Source organism: Nostoc sp. NMS8 (assembly GCF_017115045.1).
GTDB lineage: Bacteria > Cyanobacteriota > Cyanobacteriia > Cyanobacteriales > Nostocaceae > Nostoc.
The window spans coordinates 1-25,949 of the sequence record NZ_JABXKK010000033.1 but is presented as its reverse complement, the minus strand read 5'-3'; the positions used below and the strand labels follow the sequence as shown (position 1 = coordinate 25,949).

20 protein-coding genes and 2 pseudogenes are annotated in these 25,949 nt (G+C 42.1%); 8 read left to right on the top strand and 14 right to left on the bottom strand.

Annotated features, from left to right (window positions below):
* Nucleotides 1–57 precede the first annotated feature (57 nt).
* Entirely contained in the window at nucleotides 58–2,493 is a 2,436-nt protein-coding gene (glf, locus tag HWQ39_RS04395; protein WP_292842002.1) for a UDP-galactopyranose mutase, read from the bottom strand.
* 630 nt (nucleotides 2,494–3,123) lie between these two features.
* On the opposite strand from glf, the gene HWQ39_RS04390 reads away from it, so the two are divergent.
* From HWQ39_RS04390 to HWQ39_RS04380, 3 genes are all read left to right on the top strand, one after another.
* Complete coding sequence (locus HWQ39_RS04390; protein ID WP_292842000.1) at nucleotides 3,124–3,510, top strand: transposase; 387 nt, start codon at nucleotides 3,124–3,126, stop codon at nucleotides 3,508–3,510.
* Nucleotides 3,511–3,569: 59 nt separating this feature from the next.
* Nucleotides 3,570–4,073 carry a transposase gene (locus tag HWQ39_RS04385; RefSeq protein WP_292841998.1) on the top strand — a complete coding sequence of 168 codons (504 nt, stop codon included), beginning with the start codon at nucleotides 3,570–3,572 and terminating at the stop codon, nucleotides 4,071–4,073.
* Nucleotides 4,074–4,596: 523 nt separating this feature from the next.
* Entirely contained in the window at nucleotides 4,597–5,079 is a 483-nt protein-coding gene (locus tag HWQ39_RS04380) for a DUF4383 domain-containing protein (RefSeq protein ID WP_292841996.1), read from the top strand.
* On the opposite strand, the gene HWQ39_RS04375 is transcribed toward HWQ39_RS04380, so the two are convergent.
* Both HWQ39_RS04375 and HWQ39_RS04370 read right to left on the bottom strand, forming a co-directional pair.
* Nucleotides 5,073–6,089 carry a glycoside hydrolase family 43 protein gene (locus tag HWQ39_RS04375; protein WP_292841994.1) on the bottom strand — a complete coding sequence of 339 codons (1,017 nt, stop codon included), beginning with the start codon at nucleotides 6,087–6,089 and terminating at the stop codon, nucleotides 5,073–5,075. The genes HWQ39_RS04380 and HWQ39_RS04375 overlap by 7 nt on opposite strands.
* A 278-nt stretch (nucleotides 6,090–6,367) precedes the next feature.
* Nucleotides 6,368–7,177 (bottom strand): phytanoyl-CoA dioxygenase family protein, encoded by an 810-nt coding sequence (locus HWQ39_RS04370; RefSeq protein WP_292841992.1) that lies wholly within the window; start codon nucleotides 7,175–7,177, stop codon nucleotides 6,368–6,370.
* Between the two features lie 62 nt (nucleotides 7,178–7,239).
* On the opposite strand from HWQ39_RS04370, the gene HWQ39_RS04365 reads away from it, so the two are divergent.
* Nucleotides 7,240–7,590, top strand: a complete 351-nt coding sequence (locus HWQ39_RS04365) for a hypothetical protein (RefSeq protein WP_292841990.1) — start codon at nucleotides 7,240–7,242, stop codon at nucleotides 7,588–7,590.
* Nucleotides 7,591–7,607: 17 nt separating this feature from the next.
* Here the strand turns inward: HWQ39_RS04365 and HWQ39_RS04360 are convergent, their stop codons facing one another.
* The 8 genes and pseudogenes from HWQ39_RS04360 to HWQ39_RS04325 form a co-directional block, all read right to left on the bottom strand.
* Entirely contained in the window at nucleotides 7,608–7,886 is a 279-nt protein-coding gene (locus HWQ39_RS04360; RefSeq protein WP_292841988.1) for a hypothetical protein, read from the bottom strand.
* A 570-nt stretch (nucleotides 7,887–8,456) separates the two neighbouring features.
* Nucleotides 8,457–11,714 carry an efflux RND transporter permease subunit gene (locus HWQ39_RS04355; protein WP_292841986.1) on the bottom strand — a complete coding sequence of 1,086 codons (3,258 nt, stop codon included), beginning with the start codon at nucleotides 11,712–11,714 and terminating at the stop codon, nucleotides 8,457–8,459.
* An 18-nt stretch (nucleotides 11,715–11,732) separates the two neighbouring features.
* Entirely contained in the window at nucleotides 11,733–12,995 is a 1,263-nt protein-coding gene (locus HWQ39_RS04350; RefSeq protein ID WP_292841962.1) for an efflux RND transporter periplasmic adaptor subunit, read from the bottom strand.
* Nucleotides 12,996–13,736: 741 nt separating this feature from the next.
* Nucleotides 13,737–14,135, bottom strand: a complete 399-nt coding sequence (locus HWQ39_RS04345) for a signal peptidase I (protein ID WP_292841960.1) — start codon at nucleotides 14,133–14,135, stop codon at nucleotides 13,737–13,739.
* Nucleotides 14,125–15,207, bottom strand: a complete 1,083-nt coding sequence (galK, locus tag HWQ39_RS04340; RefSeq protein ID WP_292841958.1) for a galactokinase — start codon at nucleotides 15,205–15,207, stop codon at nucleotides 14,125–14,127. The genes HWQ39_RS04345 and galK overlap by 11 nt, the downstream gene beginning before the upstream one ends.
* 5 nt (nucleotides 15,208–15,212) lie before the next feature.
* Nucleotides 15,213–16,301 (bottom strand): M24 family metallopeptidase, encoded by a 1,089-nt coding sequence (locus tag HWQ39_RS04335; protein ID WP_292841956.1) that lies wholly within the window; start codon nucleotides 16,299–16,301, stop codon nucleotides 15,213–15,215.
* Nucleotides 16,302–16,460: 159 nt separating this feature from the next.
* Nucleotides 16,461–16,855: pseudogene (locus tag HWQ39_RS04330) on the bottom strand (type II toxin-antitoxin system VapC family toxin).
* Nucleotides 16,855–17,142: pseudogene (locus tag HWQ39_RS04325) on the bottom strand (hypothetical protein). The pseudogenes HWQ39_RS04330 and HWQ39_RS04325 overlap by 1 nt, the downstream one beginning before the upstream one ends.
* A 394-nt stretch (nucleotides 17,143–17,536) precedes the next feature.
* On the opposite strand from HWQ39_RS04325, the gene HWQ39_RS04320 reads away from it, so the two are divergent.
* Both HWQ39_RS04320 and psaB read left to right on the top strand, forming a co-directional pair.
* Nucleotides 17,537–17,779, top strand: a complete 243-nt coding sequence (locus tag HWQ39_RS04320; protein WP_292841954.1) for a hypothetical protein — start codon at nucleotides 17,537–17,539, stop codon at nucleotides 17,777–17,779.
* Nucleotides 17,780–18,249: 470 nt separating this feature from the next.
* The gene (gene psaB / locus HWQ39_RS04315; RefSeq protein ID WP_292841952.1) at nucleotides 18,250–20,478 is read left to right on the top strand and encodes a photosystem I core protein PsaB; all 2,229 of its coding nucleotides are present in this window, start codon (nucleotides 18,250–18,252) and stop codon (nucleotides 20,476–20,478) included.
* A 249-nt stretch (nucleotides 20,479–20,727) separates the two neighbouring features.
* On the opposite strand, the gene HWQ39_RS04310 is transcribed toward psaB, so the two are convergent.
* From HWQ39_RS04310 to HWQ39_RS04300, 3 genes are all read right to left on the bottom strand, one after another.
* Nucleotides 20,728–20,940, bottom strand: a complete 213-nt coding sequence (locus HWQ39_RS04310) for a hypothetical protein (RefSeq protein WP_292841950.1) — start codon at nucleotides 20,938–20,940, stop codon at nucleotides 20,728–20,730.
* Between the two features lie 472 nt (nucleotides 20,941–21,412).
* Nucleotides 21,413–22,513: a galactose-1-phosphate uridylyltransferase gene (gene galT, locus HWQ39_RS04305; RefSeq protein WP_292841948.1), complete on the bottom strand. Its 1,101-nt coding sequence runs from the start codon at nucleotides 22,511–22,513 to the stop codon at nucleotides 21,413–21,415.
* Nucleotides 22,492–24,345, bottom strand: coding sequence for a glycoside hydrolase family 2 TIM barrel-domain containing protein (locus HWQ39_RS04300; RefSeq protein WP_292841947.1), 1,854 nt, complete (start codon nucleotides 24,343–24,345; stop codon nucleotides 22,492–22,494). Before HWQ39_RS04300 ends, galT begins: the two co-directional genes overlap by 22 nt.
* Before the next feature lie 820 nt (nucleotides 24,346–25,165).
* Between HWQ39_RS04300 and HWQ39_RS04295 the strand changes: the two genes are divergently transcribed.
* Complete coding sequence (locus tag HWQ39_RS04295; RefSeq protein ID WP_292841945.1) at nucleotides 25,166–25,513, top strand: transposase family protein; 348 nt, start codon at nucleotides 25,166–25,168, stop codon at nucleotides 25,511–25,513.
* A 137-nt stretch (nucleotides 25,514–25,650) separates the two neighbouring features.
* The coding region (locus tag HWQ39_RS04290; protein WP_292841943.1) for a transposase family protein at nucleotides 25,651–25,949 on the top strand (299 nt) is incomplete at its 3' end.

Below are 25,949 nucleotides of genomic sequence, written 5' to 3'. Positions count from 1 at the left end.
GTTTTAATGTTCATAACGCACCCTAATAAATACAGAGCAGTCCTAATTACGAATTATTTAAGCCTTAACCGCAATTTGTTTGTACACAGAGAGAGCTTGAGCAACACACTGATCCATGTTGTAGTACTTGTAGGTCGCTAATCGTCCGACAAAATAGATCCCTGGAGTTTCATCAGCCAGCACCTTGTATTTCTTGTAAATTTCCTGATTTTCAGAACGCGGTACAGGATAATAAGGGTCTCCCTCAGCTTTGGGAAACTCGTAAACAATACTCGTTTTCGAGTGTTCCTGACCAGTTAAGTATTTAAACTCTGTCACACGAGTATAAAGCTGTTCATTGGGATAGTTAATTACTGGCGCTTTTTGAAACACACTCGTGTTGTGCGTCTCATGTTTGAAATCAAGGGAACGGTATGGTAGTTTGCCGTAACGATAATCAAAGTATTCGTCAACCGGCCCGGAGTAAACCATTTCGCGGCAAGGTATAGCTTTTTGAATTTCCTGATAATCGGTATTAAGCATTACCTTAATGTTCGGATGATTGAGCATATTGTCAAACATCCGGGTAAAGCCGTGCAGTGGCATTGCCTGGTAAGTATCGGTAAAATAGCGATCGTCACGATTAGTCCGTGTGGGAATTCTGGCAATTACTGATTTGTCAAGTTCCGATGGGTCGAGTCCCCATTGCTTACGGGTATAATTACGGAAAAACTTTTCATACAGTACTCGACCAACTTTGCTTACCACCACATCTTCACTAGTGCGGATGTTTTCTACGGGTTCAGCAAGCGATTTATAAAACTCTTCCACCTCAAATGAATTGAGATTCATCCCATACAGCTTGTTGATGGTGTCGAGGTTGATTGGAATCGGAACTTGTTGCCCGTCTACACTGGCAAGGACACGATGTTCGTAAGACCGCCACTGAGTAAAGCGTGAGAGGTATTCAAAGACTTCGCGGGAATTGGTGTGAAAGATGTGGGGGCCGTATTTGTGTACAAGAATGCCATCATCGTTGTAATGATCGTAGGCATTGCCGCCTATGTGGTTGCGTTTGTCTACAACCAGCACTTTTTTACCTTGATTTGCCAAACGTTCTGCAATGACGCTACCAGAAAAACCAGCGCCGACAACCAAGTAATCGAAGACAAAATCTCTGGTAATGATATTTGGTGCTTGTTTACCAGCTGCACCTGTGGAGTTAGCTTTGTCTTCACCATCACGGGCTGCGATCGCAGAGTCAATCAACTTCATCATTGATGCCCAAGTGCGATCCCAAGAAATCTTCTCTAAAAATACATCTACTCGACTCAACCATTCTGAGGCTGCGGTGTCTTCTTGCATTCCTTGTTCTGCGGCGGTAACGAAGTCAGAAACGGTGTCTGCAATTCGCACCAGCTTGGACTCTCCGTAAGGACGCACGACATCTCGAATTGAGGTAGATACTACAGGTCTACCTGCGGCAAGATACTCTGGAGTTTTGGTCGGGCTAATAAAGCGTGTTGACTCATTACGCGCAAACGGCAACATTGCTAAGTCCCAGCCTGCTAAATATGCAGGTAGTTGTTTATAATCTCTGCCACCGAGATAATGAATATTTTCATGCTGTGGCAGATTTGCTGGATCGATTTTGACAACTGGCCCAATAATTACTAAATGCCAGTCGGGACGTGCTTCGGCAATACCCGCAAGCAGTTCGATATCCATCCGTTCATCAATTACGCCAAAGAACCCAAGGCGAGGATGAGGAATATGAGCTTGATCTTCTGGTTCTTGAACATTTCTCGCCTGTCCAAAGTGCGGGACATCTACACTGCTGGGAAAGGCATAAACGTTGGGGTGCTGGTTCACCTTACTTTCGTAAAGGCTTTCTCCCCCTGTAAATACTAAGTCTGCACGGCTGAATAATTCGGCTTCGTAATTCTTTAAAGTGGGTGATGCTCCTTGGAATGCAGATAATTCATCCATGCAATCGTATACCACAGCTTGGGGTTGCAAGTGGCGGGTAAAAGCGATCGCCATTGGTGTATAATACCAACAGATGTACTTGTTGATGTTATGCTCTGCAAACAAACCATCGATTAATACTTGTAAATCTGCGTTGATTGTTTCTTCACTTAAACCGAATGGCAGGTGCGGCACGACCACAACTACTCCATTAGAATCTTCGTTGATATCTAACCTTGCCAAGGGTTCTTCAGAGAAAATTGGCTCCTCAATAAAGAACACTCGCTTTCCTTGAGCGCAGCGAGTTAGTAAATGTTGTGGTCTTTGATAGACGAAATTCCAACGCAAATGAGATAGGCAAACTATATCAGGTGTGTCTTTAAAGGTTTCTGTTGATTGAACTTTTTTGTTAGACGAAGTTAAATTCAACCGTGACGGACTCGATGATTGTGTTTGGGCTAACTGCGATCGCTTGGTTTTACGCTGCTTCGGCGAAATAACATTGCTGACACCGTTGTTGTTAACTTGAGATTTTTCACTTGTCATAGTTCGTCTCATTATTTAAATTATTAATTCTGACTAGCTAAACGCTAATACCTTTTCTTTGTAAGGCAGCACCAAGCTTACTTTCAGGTAAAAGGTTGCAACATATTTTGCTGCTTTTCAATATCCAATCGGTATAATAAATACTTGGTTGCATTAATAATAATGTACTATTTTATATGTACTTCTTTCATCTACCTAAATAAATATAAATTTAGTTTTTTTATTAAGTCCTAAGCACTATTTTTATGAATATCTAAAATTCAAAGGTAAGTATTAATACATATAATGTAATTTTTAATACCCGTAAAAACACGTAAGCATATTTATGCCTGTCTATTCGGTTTCGTACACAAAATCATTAAAACAATTATCATTAATATTAATAAAATTAGCTTATTTATTACCTGACTTTTTTATTCATATTAAATATTTAACCCTAATAGTATATATAAATTGATTACTTGTTAAGGATTAAACAGTATTCTTTTTTACAAAAAATATATTAAATTGTTACACTTAATACATATTACTGTAACAATTATTTTATAAACCATAGTAAATGAAGTAATTTCTTTTACAGCACTTGCGTCTGTTATGAGGTACACTAAATTAAAGTATAAATACCTTTAAATGAAGTCATACTCTGTCGAGCTTCGAGAAAAAATAGTTGCAGCACATCTTCAAAAAAACATCTCAATCAGGAAAGTAGCTAACATATTTTCCGTCTCAAAAAGTTTAGTACAAAAGCTTGTAAAGCAACAAAAACTTGAAGGAAATTTACAACCCAAGCCGCGAGGAAAACCACAATTTAGTCATTTAACAAATGCTGAAGTAGAGTTAAGGGAATTAGTTGAAGCACATCCAGATGCAACATTGATAGAGTTATGTGAATTCTTTGCAGACAAGACTGGCAATTGGGTGGGTCTAAGTGCAATGTGTCGAGCATTACATAAATTAGGATTAAATCGGAAAAAAAAACAAAGCGGAGTACCCAAGCTGGAACAGAAAGAGTCCTAAATTTAAGATTAGATTACTGGGAAAAGGTCAAACATATAGAGCCAGAAAATTTAGTATTTTTGGACGAAACTGGTGTTCTACTTGGGTTAATGAGGACTCATGCCCGTTCACAAATGGGAACAAGAGCTTACTCTCTTACCCCCTTCTATAGAGGCTCAAAAGTTATAGTAATTGGAGCAATTAGTATTAACAAAGTGGTTGCATTAATGACAATGAATGGTTCAATGGATGGCATCGCATTTGAATTATTTATTGAAAAGTTTTTAGTGCCAAATTTATGGTCAGGAGCAGTGGTAGTAATGGATAATTTATCCGCACATAAACTAGATTCAATTGTGCCAATGATTGAATCTAGTTTATGTGCGAAAGTTATTTGTTTATCTTCATACTCCCCCGATTTTAATCCAATTGAATTATGGTGGTCACAACTTAAATCTTTTTTACGCAGTTTTGCTCCAACTACAACAGAAATGGTTGATAAATTAATCTCAGTTGCACTCCAATTAATAAATCCTCAACATTTAAGAAACTGGTTTGCTAGTTGCTGCTACTGTACCTCATAACAGCCGTAAATGCTGTATTGTTGGCTTATTAGAAACAAGTATTATAATTTTCACCCTGATGATATATCTGTTCTCTCAACCTTGGGTAGGATTAAAAGCCTTTTGGCTGTGTGTAACATTGGTTCTAATTCAATTCATAAACCTCACGCGATCGCTCCATCATTAGAAGTGATCGCGTTTTTCTATCTCGGAGTTTTCAAAAAAATAGATAGCTAGTCCTGGAAGCTTTTTACTCTGAAAGATTTAATTTGTTCAATTAGAATTATGACTTTAGGTATAAAAACTCCAACCTAATCTTAAAACGACTGACAGAGAATACATGAAAGCCTTGCTTAAGATAGTATTCATCACCTTTGATAGAGTGAAATATATAAAAGACAAAGTTGAATTATAAATATTGTGTTTAGACGGTTAACTAGCTAAGAGCAATCTATTTATATCTATTAAAAAATTAGATTCTCATGATTTCTTAGCTAGCGGTTACTATTTCGTAAACATCTACATACTTACCAAGAGAAAAACGATGGAAAACATTAACCAGGCAAAATTGATCGAGCGTTACATTGCTTTGGCTATCGGAATTAGTTATTTACTTTTAGGTTTAGCTGGATTTGTACCAGCTTTGGTTTCATTACCAGGAACAAACGAATCTTTTGTTCCACTTGATGAATCTACTAGTGCTTATTCTGCGGGTTTTGGTTATATCTTTGGTGCAATTCCCACCAACTTTTTGCATAACATTGTACGTTGTGCCGTAGGGTTGTTAGGAATTACTTCTTACAACAATAGTACCACCGCGCGTCTATTCACTCGTGGTTTTGCAGTTTCTTATGCTTTGCTGGCGGTTATTGGATTGTTGCCTTTGGGTAAGACATTTTTCGGCTTAATGCCATTGTTCGGTGCTAATGTTTTGCTTAATGCATTAGCAGCGATCGCAGCTGGCTACTATGGCATTGTTATACCAGCCAAAGTAAGCGGTGTTAATGTATCGCAAAATCTTCAATAGTTGCTGATAGTCTGCGGTGTCCAGGTAGGGCCATTGCAAGATGGCCCTTCTGGTTTCCAGATCAGCATATCTAAGCAGATTTGCCGCATATCCATGTTTTTCGTCCAAGCATGGTAGACAACATACTCAGTCTTACCATCTGGCCCAATAACAATAGAGTTATGTCCCGGGCCTCTAACAAAATTAGGAACAGACTTTAGCACCCGTGGCCCAGTTTCGTTTCCTGCATCAGAGTAAGGCCCCATCACGTTGTCAGCAACGCCATAATCCACGCCGTAGTTCTCAGTTTCCCAGCGTCCACCACTATAAAAGCAGTAGTATTTCCCTTCATGCTTACGAACGCAGGGGCCTTCTAAAGTATGCCAATCATAGATTTCACCGTACATCAAACGGTTGGCTAAAAACCGTTGCCAATCGGATCGCGCCCGTAAAACCACTTTCTCCTCACCAGCAAGCTTAGTCATGGTTTGGAGTTTGTCTACAACTAATGCTGTGCCAGCATGCACTCCATCCGATGTATCCAAAAAATCACGGGCGTAAAACAAATACCATTGTCCATCGTCATCCTGGAATGGGTGCGGGTCGATCGCAAAAGGACAAGATTTTGGATCTACGACTGGCTCACCAACATCTTGATAAGGGCCTAACGGAGTATCGCTTGTAGCCACACGTAACTGATGATTCTTGTCTTCATGTCCTACAGAATAGTAGAGATAAAATTGGCGATCGCTGTAAGCAACTTCGGGGGCCCAAAAATTATCGCCTAGGGCGGGATCTGGGCGTTGTAGCGCGTTACCAACATAATCCCAATTTACAAAGTCGAAAGAGCGTAACAGAGGAAAAACACGCGATTTGTTATTGGAGTTAATATCTGGTGCGTCCGCTATTTCATCTACCGTTCCTTCTGCTTCTGCTGCACCAGTGCCGATCGCATAATATACGCCTTCGTGTTGCCAAACAAAAGGATCGGCAAAATAACCTTTGTAGACTGGATTAGTATAAGTTTGCATCTTAATTATCTATAGAATGACAAAAGTCCTTCTTCTACTAGTGGTCTTAATACGGTTCGGTTAACGTTTTAATATTTTGAAGATCCCCCAACCCCCTTAAAAAGGGGGGCTTTCAAGCCGGGGTCGCCGTAGGCGGGGGGATCAAAACCCGCACCGTATTGCTAGTGGTCTGTCCCATTATTGAGAGATAAGAGAACGAACCGTAAAGGACGCAAAGGAAGAAGGAAAGAAGGGAAATTGAAATTTGATTCACCTATCAGACTTAATGCGATAGACGACTAGTATTTAAAATTCACGTAAGTTTCGACTTTGTTCTTAGGTAAGCTTTCTACTAGCTGACACCGTAGCATCTGCTTTAGTTTTTCTGAGAGGCTTTCATAGTAGTCTTGTGAGAGAGTCAAATCTACCTTTGGCGTATGCAACCAATGCATCGCATAGCCCATGACTACCATCGGTCTTGGGTGGTTTGTCCGATTTGGGGAACCGCGATGCAGTGCTAAAGGCGATCGCACCATCACGTCACCTGGCTGCATATAAAAGGATTCCATCGGAATTTCACCACTAGCAACCTTTTCTAATCCCTCTTCTCGCGGTATGACATGGGTACCACGCGCCATTTGAAACGGCCCGTTTTCTGCGGTTACTTCCACAAGGGGAAAGTTGACTGCGAGGGCGTAAAGTGGGGTAACTATGCGATCGCTAAATAATGGTCGAAAATCCCGATGGGTTTCCTGATAATCTGAACCCTGGAATGGGACATCAACTCCCATCTGAACCATTACGTATTCTTGGAAAAACACGCGATCTAGGATACCCATAATCACTGGATTGGCAAAAACTAACTCATTAGCAAATGGGTAAATCCAAGGCAAGGTTAGATAGTAGCGGGAAACTTCACGAGGAGCCAATCCATCTGGTTGGTTTTGACGCTCGTGAAATAATTTTTCAAAAGCTTGTGTCCACTCATCAATTAATTTTTGCTCAAAAACACCAGGAATGACACAAATTCCATCTTGATTCAGTTCTTGAGCAAATCGGTCTAGGTCGGTAGCTGAATATTTCGCTATACCGCCTATACTTTGAACCATCTTTTTTATCCTCTTCAACTTATAACTAGAGTGGTATTAATGACCTCTAGAAATTTTTTTTATTGCTTGTCGATACTAGCGCACTATTTTTAAAATTAGTGGCTTATACCAATCCTCTGCAACAATTAATTAAAATTAATTCTGACGAATTAGTTAACATAACTAAATTCTTTGATACTCCAGACAATGCAACGCGATCGCCTGGCTTTGAAGGGCATGTAACAGTCAGATATAGTGCAGTTGGACTCAGGAAACCACCAATAGACACACCTGCATACATCAGCACATCGGCAGCTTCACGGGCGAAGGTAAGTGCAACTACCCGTTCAATTCCAGAGTTACCACTTGTGAAAATGGCGCTTTACCTTGCAGTTTTTCAGAACCGCGATCAAGATTTTTGCTATAGCTGTTAGTCCTTGTCAAAAAATTGTCATAATTTTTTTTGATCTGTACTTGAGTGAATAGCTTTGTTCAAATCCCGCAGCAATTCTTCTTCTGCATCCCGCTCTTGCTTGAGTTCTCGAATCATTTCTTGACTAGAACCAATTAGCAAACCCGCAACTGCACCAACGATCGTATATTTTTGCTCCAAACCTTTATACATTTGACTTGTGTAAGGGCAAGGAAGTAAATTAGCAGTAATAAAACCAATTCCTGCACCTACAAATGCTGTCACAAAGCCAGAAAAAACGATTAATTTAGCGTTCATTTGCTTTGCTCCAATGCTTATAGCTTTGCTAAATTATTAGAAGATACTCTTCATTGTGTCAGTGGTTTCCAAAGTTATAACTTAATCTTTACCTCTTGTAATAATACTGATTCTGAGTTGAGTTGATACTGAACCCCTCTGCACCAGCGAAGAGACAGGGCGGTTTCAAACAAACAGAGCAAAAATAAAACTAGCTTTCTAAGTACAGCTTTGCGTAAAAGCTTAGTGTTTTTAATGTAAGCCAACGCATTAACAATGTAAGCCAGTACATTAACAATGCAAGCCAATACATTAACAATACGGTGAATTCGATGTACAGGATTTTGATCTCACCCCAGCCCTTCCTCTTCACAACTGCGATGTACACACAAGTCGTATTACCTCCCTTATTCCCCCTTAGAAAGGAGGGAAACAAGAGGATCTTGTTCCCTTCCCTTTCACAAGGGGAGGGCTAGGGTGGGGTAATTCGAGGACTAGTAGTGATTCGATAACTTGTGTGTACACCGTAGCCCTTTCACAAGGGGAGGGTTAGGGTGGGGTAAAACCTTAGTTAATCAGCTATTTCAGATTTTACTTACTCGAATTATTATGTCCGTTATCATCAAAATTCTGCTTGACAATTATAGATGAATGTTGATGAGCGTTAGCTCTTGATTGTCCATCTTGGTTTCCATCTGGGGATGGTGGTTGAGAGGGATTAGCAGGTTTTTTCTTCAAAAAGCGTTCTTCCAAAGTCTTGATGATTACGTACAGGACTGGAACAATCAGCAAACTCAAAACCGTTGCTACGAGTAGCCCGCCAAATAAGGCTGTTCCTAACGACCAGCGCGAGGCAGAACCGGCTCCGGTGGCAATTACCAGGGGGAAAAATCCTAGCAAGGAGGCGCTTGAAGTCATCACAATCGGTCGGAATCTTTCTTGCGCTGCGGTTACGGCTGCTTGTCGAATTGTCGCACCTTCTTCTAGGGCTTGATTGGCAAACTCGACGATCAAAATCGCGTTCTTTGACGCTAATCCAATCAGCATCACTAACGCTACGTTCGCGTAGACATCATTCACCAAACCGCGCAAAGCTAAGGCACTCAATGCGCCTAACAACGCTAACGGTACAGTTAAGAGAATAATCGCCGGATCGATATAACTTTCATACTGAGCAGCCAGCGTCAGAAACACCATAATGATCCCGAAGCCAAAAATCAAAATCCCCAAGTTACCTGCACTTAATTCTTCGCGGGCTGTGCCAATCCAATCACTGCCAACCCCCGGTGTTGCTGCTTGAGTCACCGCTTCTTGCATTGCCTGAATCGCCTGTCCACTACTGTAGCCCGATGCTTCTCTACCTTGTAAATCGATCGCGCGGAAGCCGTTGTAATGGGAAATTACAGATGGGCCTGTAGTGGGCGTGATTTTTGCAACCTCACTCAATGGCACCATTTGGTTATTTGCCGATCGCACATAAAGCCGTCGAATATCATCAGGCGATCGCCGATAGTTAGCATCTGCCTGAACATATACGCGATAACTACGCTGTCCCAAAGTAAAATCGTTGACATACTGGGAACCAATTGCAGCTCCAAGTGTGGTAACAGCTTCTTGAAAATCGATGTTAAGTGCTTCTAAACGAGTGCGATCGAAGTCAATTTGAAACTGTGGTGTACTAGCAGTAAACTGTGTAAAAACGCCGCCTTTGAGCGCTGGTTTTTGATTTGCTTGGGCTAGCACCGCTTGAGCATTCGCAAAAAAATCATTGATTGTTAATCTTCCGTTGGTACGGTCTTCTAGCTGTAACTCAAATCCCCCTAACGTACTAAAGCCTTGAATCGGTGGGGGACTGACTGCGGTAATAATAGCTTCTGGAATCGTTGCAAATTCTTTATTGATTCGGGCTAAGATTCCAGAGGCACTTTGATCGGGTTGAGTGCGCTCGTCCCACGGCTTGAGTTTTGCAAAGAACACACCGCGATTTGAGCCACTACCAGCGAAGCCAAATCCCGAAGTGGCGAAAACGTTACTCACCTCTGGTTCTTTTTCGAGAATCTGTTCGAGTTTTGTAATTACTTGGTCGGTATAGTTGAGGGCAACTCCATCTGGCCCTTGAATAATACCTAAGACAATTCCCTGGTCTTCACTCGGAACAAACCCGGTGGGAACATGGGTAAACATAAAATAAGTCGCAGCTAAACCAACGACGAATAATCCGATTACCACATAACGAAGGCGAATCAGAAAATTCACGCTGGCTAAATACTTGTCAATGATCCATTGTAAAATTTGATTGAAACGACCAAAAAACCAACCAAGCGGGCCACGTGCCGGCTGAGGTGGACGGAGCAGAATTGCAGATATACTCGGACTAAAGGAAAGAGCATTAAACGTTGAGATGGCGATTGAAAAAGCAATAATCAACGCAAACTGTTGATACATTTTTCCGGTCGAACCTGGGAAAAATGCCACTGGGATAAAAACTGCCATCAATACCAGCGACGTTGAAACTACCGCTCCGGTAAGTTCATCCATTGCCTCGACTGATGCTTGCAGTGGTCGCATTCCCTGTTCAACTTTGCGAGCGATCGCTTCAACAACGATAATGGCATCATCTACAACTAATCCTGTTGCCAAAATTAAGCCAAATAACGTTAAATTATTCAACGAGAATTTAAATATATAAGCGAATGCTAACGCCCCAATCAGTGAAACGGGAATGGAAACCAGGGGAATAATTGTGGCTCGCCAGTTTTGTAGAAACAGAAAAATCACCAGTACGACAAGAGCGATCGCTTCAACTAGTGTTTTCAATACTTCTTCGAGTGACGCTTGCACAAATCCCACGGTATCGTAGACAATCTCAGCTTTTAAGCCTGGTGGAAAGTCTTTCATCAACTCATTCATCTGAGCCTGAACATTTTTCGCCACATCCAGGGCGTTACTACCAGGTAACTGATAAATTGCGATCCCAATCGACGGCTTACCATTATTTCTCGCATTGCTGCTGTAAGTCTCCGAGCCGAGTTCTGCACGACCAACATCTTGGAGTTTAATTAAATTGCCATTACTTCCGGCTTGAATGACTAGATTTTGAAACTCTGACGCATCTTTAAATTGACCATTAATTCGCAACGGAATTTCATAACTTTGACCTGGAGGGATAGGCGATTGACCTAACGTTCCGGCTCCGGCGAGAATATTTTGCGATCGCAATGCCGTAGAGACATCTGCCACAGTTAAGCCTCGACTTGCCAGTGCATTCGGATCGAGCCACAACCTCATTGCATACTGCTTTTCACCAAAAATTGTTAAATCCCCAACTCCGGGCGTTCTCAGCAGTTGATCTCGCAAATTCAGATCGATATAGTTACTAATAAACAGCGCGTCATACTCATTATTTTCGGGATAAAGAGCATAGACTAACAAAATACTTGTAGAAGATGTTTGTGCTGTCACACCGAATTGTTGCACCGTTGTTGGTAAGCGAGGTGTAGCACGGGCGAGGCGATTCTGGACATTAACTTGAGCAATATTTTTATCTGTCTGCGCCCCGAAATATACTGAAATTTGGCTACTACCTGCGGAACTGTTCGAGGTCATGTACTGCATTCCCTCAACGCCGTTAATTTGTCGCTCCAGCGTAGTTGTCACCGCAGTTTCGACAGTTTCCACATCCGCCCCAGTATAGGAAGCTGAGACTTGAACGCGAATCGGTGCAATATCTGGTAAGTAATTGAGCGGCAGCAACGGAATACACACGCCACCGACAATCAGAATCAGTAGAGTGCAAACGGTAGTTAATACCGGGCGTTTAATGAAGGTATTCGCGATCGAAAAAATCATAAATTATCGATCCTGGATTTATGATATTGGTTGGATTGGTGCGCCTTCTCTAAGTTTGAGAATGCCAGAAGTTACAATCGTTTCGCCGGATTTAAGCCCATCGATAACTTGATAATTTGTGCCTTGAATATCTCCCAGGCGCACTAAACGCTGATGCACAACTTGCTGCTGTTGTCCATTTACGGTTTTGTTTTCGGTGACAAACACAAAACTTTGTCCGCCAATGCGAGAAATTGCGACGGTGGGAATCAAGATACCTGGTTGTCGATTCCAAATCACGCGAGCTCTAACGTATTGTCCATCGCGCAATCGCCCTTGGGAATTCCGAAAGCGGGCTTTGCTCAAAACTGACTGTTGGTTAGAACTTACATTTGGGGAAATGTAGCTAATCGCACCTGTACCAATCACTTGCTGGGTAGTGGGATCGATTAACTGAACGGGTAAGTTCGTTCGTAATTGACGCAATCGATTTGAGGGTATAGAAAGATTGAGATCCAGTGAATCGTTTTGTGTGAGTGTGGTGATTGTTTGTCCGATGTTGACATAATCACCAATTTTGACCGGAAATTCACCGACTATGCCAGTAATGGGTGCTACCACTTGCTTAAAATTGAGGCTGACTCGCGCCGCAGCCGTGCTTGCTTGAGCTTGGCGGATATTTGCCTGTGCTTGGCGGACAAATGCCCTAGCTGCTGCAACTTGCTTTTCGGATGTTTGCAGGTCTGCTTGAGCAGTTTGTAAATTATTTCGGCCAATGTCTGATTCTTGCCTAGCTACAGCTCCTTCGCTGACTAACTGTTGGGTACGATTGAATTGTGTCCGTTGCAGTTGAACATTTGCAGCCGCTTTGGTGCGTTGGGCTTCGGCTTGTTGTTGTTCTGCTTGAGCAGTACCCAATGCTGCTTGCACCGAACTAGCAGCTGCGATCGAACTGGTGACATTGGCCTGAGCCTGATCTAAACTCAAAGATGCGATCGGCGTACCCTGCTGCACTCGCTGACCACTTGAAACGAGAATTGATTCGATTCGACCCTGAATTTGCGGTTGTAGCGTGACTTTTTGCTGCGCCTCCAACGATCCGACAAATTCGGAACTTTCTTCAATTGTGCCTGCGTCAATTCTCTGAAGTTTTACTGGTAATGGTGGTGGGCTTTGAGCATTAGCTGCCGGATCGTTTTTTTGACAACCACTCGTCAATCCTGTGAGCATTAGTACGATAACTAATACTGGGTTTGCGAGTAATAGGCTTAAGTATTTAAGTAGATAATCAGGTTTTAGCATGAAACAAAATGCTGATTAGTTGAATCTATACACTGCATAATTTTTCCGTCTCAATCCAAGGGATTAAGAAAGCCTAATGACTCCAGCTTTGCCGCAATACAGCAGAATTCAGGAGTCAGAATTCATAATTCAGAAGTAATATTATGTCCGCTTGATTACTTATTAAAATCGAATCACCCCACCCCTGCCCACAGGCGGGGAGGGGAGACAAAGCACAGCTTTGATGGGGGTCGGGTTCTTTTATTATTGGTAATTTGGCGGGCATGATATCAAACAGGTTTTATACCTGACTTTGAGACTTAGCTTGTGTACTTCACTAACTTGAAATCCGCAATAAATTTTCTATATGTCTAGATATTTTGTCGATCGCATTAGATGCATGTTTCATCAAAATCACGGCTTGACGTGAAACAAACTCATCTTCAAAAAATCTTTAGATTAATATTACGTGAGTTCGACGGATTAAAAAAAATACTAAAGATAGAGATAATTAAGTTTGTAGGGTAGATATCAAAGATTTTTGAAAATGATAAGTAAGTCGGCACAATAAAAGCAAACTATGTAAAGAAAAGTAAAGAAGGCTGAAACCCTTTTTCCTCCTGCTTCTGCCCGATCGCAACTATAATTATTTAAGCCAACTACTTAAGTATCTGACTTTGTATCTTAAATCTGATGTTGAGAAGCAAAGTAATTCTGACAAATGAGGGAGCATCGAACCTAATTAAAATTAATTATGCTCAATTACTTAGCAAACGAACTCTTTGACACTCCAGCCAATTCAACACTATCACCCGGCTTTGAAGGCCATCTGACAGTCAAAATAGTGCAGTCGGACTCAGCTACCCACCAATGGGCTACACCTGCACACCAAAGAACATAATCACCTTCACGAGATAATAAAATTTCTCTATCTTCAAATTGCAGGCGAAATTCTCCGTGAATGAGAATTGAAAGCGTCGCAGCTTGGTTATTTACTGCCCAATCAGTTCTACTTTCACCTGTTTTGTGAACAGCCCATTTTACTTCTAGCATTTCCGTAGAACGCGGATCGTCTTCAGGGGTGATAAAGTGACCCATAAACCATCCCCAACGATTTACACCTTCAACGCCTGCATTTCCATAAACAACTTTAGGCTGCATCACTTAACTCCAAGGAAGGAACCAAAATTTGTCCGCTATAACCTGCTTGCTTGTATTGTTCAAGAACATGAGTTGCAATACTTCTGGCTTCACCAACCGCAACCAAAGCGACACTTGCACCGCCAAAACCCGCACCTGTGAGTTTCGCACCATATACTCCCGGAGTTTTTTGCAACAGTTCTACTAGAGTATCCAGTGCAGGTACAGACACTTCGTAATCGTCTCGCAAACTGGCGTGGGATGCGTTCATCAATTCGCCAAAGCGCTCAGATGTTACTCCCTGCAATACTTCCAAGACGCGGTTATCTTCTGTAACTACATGACGGGCACGCCGCCGTAGAGGTTCGGGTAGTTTTTCTGTTACTTCGACATCAGTAATATCTCGTAGTGCTTTAACTCCTAGCGATCGCGCCGCATCCTCACACTCAGCCCGGCGCTGGTTATAACCACTAGTGGCAAGGGTGCGGGGTACGCCGCTATCAATAACCAAAATCTCCGCGTTCTCAGGCAAAGGCATTATCCGGCGTTCTAAAGTCCGAGTATCTAAAAATAAGATATGCTCGGTATCAGCCAAGCTAGAAGCCATCTGATCCATGATGCCGCATTGCACGCCAGCATATTGAATTTCTGCTTGCTGGGCGAATTGGGCGATTTCAACATCATCAATGGGAAGGTTCAGAAGTTGGCGTAATGCCCGCAGCGTTGCTACTTCTAAAGCCGCGCTACTAGACAAACCCGAACCCATAGGAACCGATGATTTGACGTACACACAAAGTGATGGTATTGCGTGTCCTGCTTTTTGCAAAAGCTCAATACAGCCAAAAATATAACTGGCAAATCCAGACGGGGTATGATTGATATCTGAAATGCTCACCTGCTCGTTGAGATTTTCCGAGTAAAAGTGATGCTGACTATCGCTACTCAAACCTAGCTGTACCGTGGTAGATTGAGGAATCGCAGTTGGCAGAACGAAGCCATCGTTATAGTCTGTATGTTCGCCTAGTAAATTTACTCTTCCCGGCGCACTGGCTTGAGTTTCAGGTGGTTTACCGAATATTTGTTCAAAATCCATAATTTTTAATTGTACAAAGGTAGAGGGCGTAACCTTCCTTCTACTTCAACATTAGGAAAATTTGGATCAAAAGTCAGATTTTCTAACTTTCCATCCTTGAGAATCACAAAAGTATCTTCAACCTTTGCCCCTGCTAAACTAGGGTTCCAAGCAACAGCAATGCCTTCTGCTAAAGTATCAGTAGTGGTTGGATTGGCTACGATTTCTCGCGCTAGATATCCAGTGGTTCCTCCCTGGTGATGTTCGCGGATGGCATTGGGGAATCCGTGCTGCTCATAAGCCTGAGCTAGGGCGTGATAAACTGCATCGAGTGTGGTTCCGGGTTGGCACAAATTTAAAATTACTGCTTCTACTTCACGCACATGGGAATGTAATTCGGCCCGTTCGTCTGAAAGCTTACCAAAACAAACAAATCGCGTTAGATTTGCATACAAACCGTAACCTCTCGCGCAAAACACCAGCATTGCTTGCTGTCCAATCTGTTCTCCGGTGGCTGTTGCATGACGGTATAGCGGTAAACGCCTCTCACCCGCTACTAGTGTCAGCGCTGGATGTAACCCTTGCGCCCATAATGCCTCTGCACCCGCACCTGCTAATTGATATTCTGTCCAAGTTGGCTTGGCGGCTTTGAGTACCTCTGTCATTGCCTGACTAGCTTTTTGCCCGACTTGACGATATCGCTCTAATTCACTTGACATCATTACCCGTTTGTGATTTTGCAGGGATGGGGGTAACGGCTTTTCTAAATTGGAGATGGGGCGATCGCTAATTACTTTTCCGCCGCCAGTTACATCACGAACAAAAGACTCACGGGCAGCACCATCAGCCCAAGGGTTCACATACACCTTAAAATTAGCAGGTAGTTCTTCATCTTTAAGACGCTGGGCTTCTATTTCATCCGTTAATACCCAAGCCTCGTCAGTAGTTACTAATACTTCTGCTACGCCAGTTTCAGCAGTCAGCAGCACGGTGTTAGAAGCGCCAGCCGTCGCCCAGGCAAACCAGTCTGTACCCCGCAAACGCACGCCTTGCACTTCGGTTTCATGCAAGGTTTGCCTGATTAACTCTAGCTTTTTGGAGACTTCTTCGTTCATAGGAAAAACACAGATAGATACAGATGATTATCAAATTTATCTAGGTCTGTCTGCGTCTGTCTGAGGTTGGTATTCCAAATGGTACACTAGCGATCGCAATTACTGCTGGATTACTCAACAATCCTGTTATGGCAGTGTATCAATTGTATTAATCTATATCTAACTTTCTAACCAGTTCTCTAATTGTAAGTTATCAATATTACTAAAATCTTTGATATTATTAGTCACGAGAATATCATTGCGAGAACGATCAATAGCAGCAATTAACGCATCTAATTCCCCAGTTGGTTTACCAATATTTTTGAGTTCGCTTTGAATCTTGCCAAATTCAATAGCTGCTTTTAAGTCAAATGATTCTATGGGTAATAGATCAGTAAACTGTTGCAAACTTTCCAGATTCTTGGACATCTGTTGAGAATAGTAAACGCCTTTATAAAGTTCCGCAACTATAATTGTTGATAAATAATATTGGCTAAAGTAGCGATTAATTTTTTCACTGCTTGGGGGTTTTCTTTGAGAAGTGCAATGCAAATTTTAGTGTCTAACAGATACATTAGCCGTTATCCTGATTATCAATTGAGTCTATGTTTTTACCTTGATAAGTATGACGCTGTTGGTCAATGTCTACAAATATTTCTGTTAAATCTGGTTGATATTTCCATACTCCAAATAATTTATTTAATTTAGCTAATCTCTCTTCTTCTGTTAAATTTAGTTTTGGCTCAGGTATTTGTTTTTCAATAAATTATAAGTCTATAATTATTTCTGTTCCATCGGGAATATTATTTAGTTGCTCTAATATTTCTATATTTTGACCGCGTTTTATTCCTCTGAATTTCATGTTATTTGATTCTTGATATTTTGATATATTATCATACGATACCACGATCACTAATAGGCAAAAATATTTTATGTAACTTTTTAGACTTTTTAAGGTTTTGGATACAGAGTAAATTAAGAAAAAATCTAATTTTTCAGGTGTGGGGTGGGTTGCTGCCAAGCACTGCACCTTGAATTGACGCTACATTAACCTACGGCATAACATACCCTACATCTACTAATTGATTCTGAATTTTTCTTTGCTGTGTATTGACAATTACAGAGCAACTTCACATCGACTAACCTCTTTAGGCAATCGCACATTGAGCCAAGGTAGTTCTCAAGAATGATGTAATCATTAGTAAATGTTTGAAATTATAAAAGCGCACTAGCTACAAAGACATCAAAAAAAGCCCATGAAATCCCAAGAGACTCAAAACAAAATAACAGAGAATAATGTTTCTCTGCCAGAGAACCCACCTAACGATATGAATGCTCAAGAACCTGATAAATTTGAGCAGATCACTCAGGTACAAAAGGATAATGTAATCACCAATCAGGACTTACCCAATCCACTAGTTCGCTATGGGTTTACCGTGGTTATATTGGCTACTTTCTTATTTGTTGTCGCCCTTTACTACGGAATTATTAACCCCTAACTAATTTACTTAACTTAGGTTTCAAAAAAGTAAAAATCTTGGTATCAGAGCTTACCAGGAGCTACATAAACTTGAGCTTAATTTTTTGTTTTACTTTGCTAAAAACATTATTAACATATCACGTAGTTACAAAAGTTTAAGCTCATTCTAATAAAAAAATTACTAAGATTTGTAGCTCTGAGGCTGTATCTAAGACTACAAGTTAATTTAATACAAATATCGTCCGATAGTTAAATGGAAATGCTAGTCATTAATTATTTTATTACATCTATGGAAATGAATTGCATCATCCCGCCTAATGATGTGAGTCTAAGAATTAAGCCTGTTTTATCCTCAATACTCATCAGCTTTGGCTGTTTAGATTGACCTCCAATCCAAGGCTGGAAGGGTGCTGATTCAATTGTAAAAAGTTGCTAACTCGTTAGAACTAGCAACCTGGATTAGCGTTTAAGGAGATGTAATTAAATTGCATGGCCACAAAATATCCTAAATTTAACCAGGATCTTGCACAAGACCCGACTACACGTCGGCTCTGGTATGCGATCGCAACAGGAAATGATTTTGAAAGCCATGATGGCATCACCGAGGAAAATCTTTACCAAAAGATTTTCGCTACTCACTTCGGTCACGTAGCAATCATATTTCTGTGGGCATCTAGTCTATTGTTCCACGTAGCCTGGCAAGGTAATTTTGAACAATGGATTAAAGATCCGCTGCATATTCGCCCAATTGCCCACGCGATTTGGGATCCTCACTTCGGTAAACCAGCTATAGAAGCTTTTACCCAAGGGGGTGCTACTAATCCTGTTAACATTGCTTACTCTGGTGTCTACCACTGGTGGTACACCATTGGGATGCGGACAAACAATGACCTTTACCAAGGTTCAGTGTTCTTGTTGCTGTTAGCAGCATTGTTCTTATTTGCTGGTTGGCTGCACTTGCAACCCAAGTATCGTCCTAGCTTGGCTTGGTTCAAGAGTGCTGAACCTCGCCTGAATCACCACCTGGCAGGTTTGTTTGGTGTTAGCTCTCTGGCTTGGGCTGGACATCTTATTCACGTCGCCATTCCCGAATCTCGTGGTGTTCATGTTGGTTGGAATAATTTTCTGACTACCTTGCCGCACCCAGCAGGTTTAGCACCTTTCTGGAGGGGTGATTGGGGTGTATATGCTCAGAATCCTGAAACGCCAGGGCATTTGTTTGGTACATCTCAAGGCGGAGGGACGGCTATTCTGACTTTTTTGGGTGGCTTCCATCCCCAGACTGAATCGCTGTGGCTGACTGATATGGCTCATCACCATTTAGCGATCGCAGTCATCTTTATCGTTGCCGGTCATCAGTACCGGACTAACTTTGGGATTGGTCACAGCATCAAAGAGATGCTTAATGCCAAAAATTTCTTTGGCATTCAAACTGAAGGTCAGTTCAACTTACCACACCAAGGGCTGTACGACACCTATAACAACTCACTGCACTTCCAGTTATCTATACACTTGGCAGCACTGGGTACTGCCCTGTCGTTAGTTGCACAGCACATGTATTCGATGCCTCCTTACGCCTTCATCGGTAAGGATTACACGACACAGGCGGCGCTGTACACCCATCACCAGTATATCGCTGGGTTCTTCATGATTGGTGCGTTTGCCCATGCCGGCATCTTCTGGGTTCGAGATTACGACGCAGAGCAAAACAAAGGTAACGTCCTGGAGCGTGTACTTCAGCACAAAGAAGCGATTATTTCTCACCTGAGTTGGGTGTCGTTATTCTTAGGCTTCCACACTCTGGGGTTATACGTCCACAACGATGTTGTAGTTGCTTTTGGCACTCCTGAAAAGCAAATTTTGATTGAGCCAGTATTTGCTCAATTCATCCAATCTGCTCACGGTAAACTACTGTATGGCATGGATGCGTTACTATCTAACCCAGATAGCATCGCCTACACAGCTTGGCCCAACTACGGTAACGTCTGGTTGCCAAACTGGACAGCAGCGATCAACTCCGGCACTAACTCATTGTTCTTGACGATTGGGCCTGGTGATTTCCTGGTTCACCATGCGATTGCTTTAGGTTTGCATACCACCACCTTAATTTGTGTCAAGGGCGCATTGGATGCTCGTGGGACTAAATTGATGCCTGATAAAAAGGACTTCGGCTATACCTTCCCCTGCGATGGGCCAGGTCGGGGCGGTACTTGCCAAACTTCCTCTTGGCAACAGTCTTTTTATCTTGCTATCTTCTGGATGCTGAATCTCCTTGGTTGGGTGACTTTCTATTGGCACTGGAAGCATCTCGGTGTTTGGCAAGGTAACGTCGCTCAGTTCAATGAGAACTCTACATATCTGATGGGTTGGTTCCGTGATTACCTCTGGGCTAACTCTGCTCAGTTGATTAACGGTTATAACCCCTACGGCACAAATAATTTGTCTGTCTGGGCTTGGATGTTCCTCTTTGGACACCTGGTTTGGGCAACCGATTTCATGTTTTTGATTGCCTGGCGTGGATACTGGCAAGAGTTAATTGAAACTCTAGTCTGGGCACACGAACGCACTCCCCTAGCTAATTTAGTTTACTGGAAAGATAAGCCTGTTGCTCTGTCTATCGTCCAGGGTTGGTTAGTAGGCCTAGCTCACTTCACAGTTGGCTACATCCTTACCTATGGAGCATTCCTTATAGCTTCAACCGCCGGGAAATTTGGTTGAAGTTTTTAATAGATATCCTCTGACCTTAGCTATCATCCCCCTTTATACCATTAGGTGAGAGGGGGATTTTTGTATATTGAAAGCACTTGCAAGCACTCAGCTCATTGTGACTATCTACTCGTTAGCAGATTGCTACACCTATGGCAATTCGATTTTATTTTTGAAAAAATCTAAACAATAAGGTACGTTAGCAAAGCGTAACGCACCCTACGCGTATTTCAAAAATTAAATATGATTCCTATCGTTACTTCAGGTACTAGTATTTGATTTTTCACCTGGGCGTTCGGTAGCAGGAGGAAACTTAACAGCTTCTTCGACTCTATGGACTTCTGTGTTAGTTTGCTCTTCAGACAAGAAATCATCAGCATTTAATGATTCATTAGCAGCATCATCAATTACTCCATTGGCATTAATATTGGGTTTATTAGAAGCGCCCTTATGGCCAGCATGTCCACTAGGCATAACTATTACCTCTCATTCTTAATAACTAAGCACCCCTAGTCTAAACTTTTTTGTTTGGAGAAATACACTATCAGAAGGCTTATAGCAGAACTATTAGAATCCAGTCTGGAGTTATACAGATTTCTCGTAAGGGCATAGCAATGCTGTAGTCTTAAGTATTTGTATGATTGTTTTTAAAGTGAAACAGTATTACAAAAAAGTTAAAAACCATCCCTAATTAGAAGGAATGGTTAAGAGGTTGTTTAAAAAGTGGTGACTGAGGTATCCAAAACTTTAGATCCTCCTAAATTCTCCTTTTTAAGGAGGACTTTGAAAAGGTTATTCCCCCTTTTTTAAGGGGGGAGCTGAATACAAGCGTATAATTTTCAAATACCCTCTAGGAGAGTTTGTTGATGAACTAATTCAAGAGGTGAACAAACAATCAATAAATGAGTAGGTTTGTCCAGAAATTAAGTTACAGTTTCAAACCCTGTCACACCGAAATTGGTTTTTCAATATTTACCACCACAGCTTGTAGTTCCTTCGCTTTCTCCTCCGGTAAAGCATCATTGGCAAACATCCCTGCTGCGAGTTCAGTTCCCGCCAGATACTTCAGCCTTTCGCTTGTCCGATATGGCGGAAAAAACTCGGCGTGTAAATGCGCTTCTGGATGCGCTAAACCGTCCGTGGGTGCTTGGAACCAAGCCATCAAGTAAGGAAACGGGCGATTCCACAAACCGTCATACTTAAGAGTGACAGTTTTTAACGCGTTGGCGAGTCCCCAACGTTGCTCTGGGGTGAGTTCGGTAAAAGTGCTAACTGGCTCTTTGGGTGCAATCCAGACTTCATAGGGATAACGAGCGCATACCGGGACAAATGCGATCGCATACTCATCTTGATAAATAATCCGTTGATCGGCTGCAATCTCTTTCTGAATCAAGTCTTGCAGTAAACCCCGTTGATGTTCTTGATAATACTCCTGCTGCATTGCCAGCATCCGCGCCGGAACAGGTGGTATAAAAGGATAGGCGTAAATTTGCCCGTGGGGATGGTGCAATGTTACACCCACCTCTACACCCTTATTTTCAAAGGGCAGCACGTACTGAATTTGGGGATTTAATCCTAATTCACGGGTGCGATCGCCCCACACTTCCAATAGCAAATCTAAATGATCCAACTCTAAGGAACTCAAGGAGGCGCTGGCATCTTGAGTAAAAACCACTACCTCACAAGCTCCATTAGCTGGTAACGTTTCCACGATGGTATCAGGTGGATTGTTGGCTGTCGGAGTCATTGAGGGAAAGCGGTTATCAAACACTGCCACGTCATACTTACCTTGGGGTAGTTCCGTTGGGAACTCAGGGTTGGTGGTAGGTGCGAGGGGATTATATTCTGCGGGCGGCATGAACGTCCGGCCTTGACGGTGACTAGCATAAGCTACCCATTCACCCCGCAAGGGGTGCCAGCGCAGGTGTGGATTAGCTTGCACTGGCTCATTACTAGGGCTAGTGGCTTCTAACTGACTAGTAATTGGGTAGCGACTGTATAACTTGAGTTTACGTCCGTCGGGCTTTAACAGCTTGTGGGAGTACATAATCCTTGTCCTGAGAGGGTTGCAGCGCGGATCGCCTCAATAGGAAATTTCGGGGTGCGATCGGCGTATAATAAACCGTTAGCTTCTTGGAAAGTATCTGTTAATTGGGTGTAACAGAATCCGCTAAACAACTCGATGTTATTAATCGTTTCAAGCAGAGAAGCGTATTTCATTTCTAGCTCGGAAATATTGGAGCAACGTTCATAGCCCCAAAGTTTATCGGCATCGGGGTTATCAACAGGAGCATAGGCAATGCCACCAAACTCAGTCAGCATTACTGGCTGTCCCTGATGCGGAAAGTTATCCAGTGTCAAGATGCGCCCTCCAGGACGCTTCCGATCAAACAAATCTGATAGCTTTACTTCTGGGCCATAGCGATGACCTAATTGTTGTGGGTGGGTGTCGTAGTCATGAATAGCCAGAATGTCTGTATCTGTACTTTCCCAGCCATCGTTGGCAATCACTGGGCGGCTCGGATCGAGAGTTTTAGTTAAGTGAAACATTGCCAAAACGTAGTTTCGGTGAGCCGCAGTTTCAACCAGATTCGGAACTCCCCAAGATTCATTAAACGTTACCCAAGCTACGATACAAGGGTGGCTGATATCCCGCCTAATCACCTCAGCCCACTCTCGTGTCGTGCGTTCCACTGCTTTAGGTGTGAAACGATATGCACTGGGCATCTCCTCCCATACTAACAACCCCAGCACATCTGCCCAATATAAAAATCGCGGGTCTTCAATTTTCTGGTGCTTACGGACTCCGTTAAAACCCATTGCTTTAGTCAGTTCGACATCGCGCCGCAATGCCCCATCGTCCGGTGCTGTCATTAGGGAATCGGGCCAGTAGCCTTGATCCAAAACTAAGCGCAAATAATAAGGACGACCATTGAGCATAAAGCGATCGCGCTGTATTCCCACAGTCCGCATTGCTGTGTAGGATTTTGCTTCATCCAATAGTTGATTATTATGCCAAAGTTCAATATGGGCATCCATGAGGGTAGGCTTTTCTGGACTCCACAGCAATTCGTTGCGGTAGTCGTCGATACCTGGATCGGAAAGGGAGATCCGACGGCCAATTTCTCCGTTAAACACTTCATAAGTATCGTTTGCCAGTACGGTATTGCCAATGCTCAGTTTTACCTTGATTTGGATACCAGCAGGCGCATCACCTGCGATCGCAGCATAACAGCCTACTTCCCACCGCTCGATATCGGGACTCCACCGAATACTATCGATGTAAGTTCTACCCACACGTTCAATCCAGACTGTTTGCCAAATACCACTGGTGCGAGGATACCAAATACTGTGCGGTTCCAATTGCCAATCCTGCTTTCCTCTGGGCTTGGCAAGGTCACAAGGATCATCCTGGGCCCAGAGTGTTACTTTAGTTATGCCAGTATCATTCAAAACTGTGGTAATATCCAGCATGAAAGGAGTATGTCCCCCTTCATGCTCTAGCATGTATTGACCATTGACCCATACACGGGCGCGATAATCCACAGCCCCAAAGTGCAGTAATAATCTACCGTCACCTTCAGGCGTTTCAAATTCTCGCTCATACCAGCAGTTTGGATGAAAACCTGTGTCACCAATACCACTTTTGGTAGATTCGGGAGCGAAGGGAACTTGTATATGATGACTCCACCCCTGGATATCATCTGGTTGAACACATCGCCCTTCATCGTCAAATGCGAACTTCCACTCACCATTTAAATTTAGCCAGTGCGATCGCTTTAACAATGGTCGGGGGTGTGTTGCTGTTAAGTCCACAAAGTTATTATCAGTATTAGAGGCTAATTTAACCTCAGGATTCTTTATATCTAACAAGTTCATCAAATTTTCTCCCTATCCATAACTCAATCAACCCCTGCTGTAGATTAAATCCAGATTCAAATACTGGATTCCCAGATATAGCAGGAGTTTTAACCGCATCATTCATCGATCGGTTCGAGCTAGTAGCATTATATTTTTTCGTAGTCAATAGTGATACCTTCTCTACTTGCGTGTTGAAGCATAACAATAACTTTATATACCCCTAGCTCGTGACATTATGGCATATACATTACTAATCTTTGCCAGGTTATCTAAAAAAAAGCATTAAATTTAGGTGCCTATTAACTATCATAAATCTGCTACAGAAGAAAGTGGTTGTCATGAAAATTTTATTTATATAAATTGCTTAAGTAAATATTTTAAAATCATTTATTAGTCAATAAACATTAGCAAACAAAAGAAAAATTAAGCATGAGTGAGAGCAGGGCTATTTCATTCTCATCTAGCCCACCTCCGAATGAATTCTGAGTCTAATAGCAAACAAAAGTCGTCTAAAGACGACTGATAAAAGGTTATAGTCCGTTTTAACGGACTTTATTTATGAGCCGGGGAACTTTAGTTCTGGGCGATTTATGTTTAGAATGAAATAGCCCTAGAGTGAGGGGCATTCACTTCCACCCTGATACTCAATTCTTACTGACGTTCCAATATTGGATAGGGTCAGGCAACGCCACGAATATTCCGGCTCAATAAGCGCTTGGGTTAGCGTCCATCTTTTGACCAGTTCATGCAGGGTACTAAGAATGTTCGTAATAGACATCTCCAAAATAGTAATATTCTGTGGTAAAAGAACATCAAATAGCTTTTTTGACACAGAAACATGAGCGACATACTGAATCATCTTGAACAAAATCCTAAAAAGACAAAGCGGTTAATTGGTCTGGAGTATGAACAGTTACAACAATTAATTCAAAATGCGGAGCGATTACATCATGAAAAACAAGAGTTATTAGAATCCAAAAAAGTTAGAATTATTGCTGGTGGTGGAGGTCGTAAACCAAAACTATCGCTAAAAGAACAAATAATTTTAACGTTGGTTTATCTCAGGCATCTGACTACATTTGAGCTTCTTGGTATCCAGTTTGGGGTGAGTGAGTCCACCGCAAATGATACATTTAACTATTGGTTGCCAATACGAGTGAGAATTGCTACCATCCAGTTTAATTGAACAAGTAAAAAAAAACGAATCTGACTTAATGGTAGTTAAAGAAATACTTACAGATTATGAATTAATTGTAGATAGCTATGAACAAGTGAGGGAAAGACCTGGGGATAATAAAGAACAAGAGAAATATTACTCTTGTCTTGGCATGTAAACATACATTTAAAAGTCAGATAATTATCTTGCCGGATGCCAAGGATATCGTTGATGTTATAGCTGGCGAACCTGGGCCAAAAAGTAATATAACTTTGTTTCGAGAAAACCGCGATAACTTTGACCCCAAACAAAAGTTTAAGGGAGATTTAGGATATCTTGGAGAAGATTTAATTGACACACCGATTAAAATACCAAGAAATGGAAAGTTAACAATTGACCAGAAAAAAGAGAACAAAGAGTTTTCATGCAAGCGAGTATTTGTTGAACATCGAATTCGTTCTGTAAA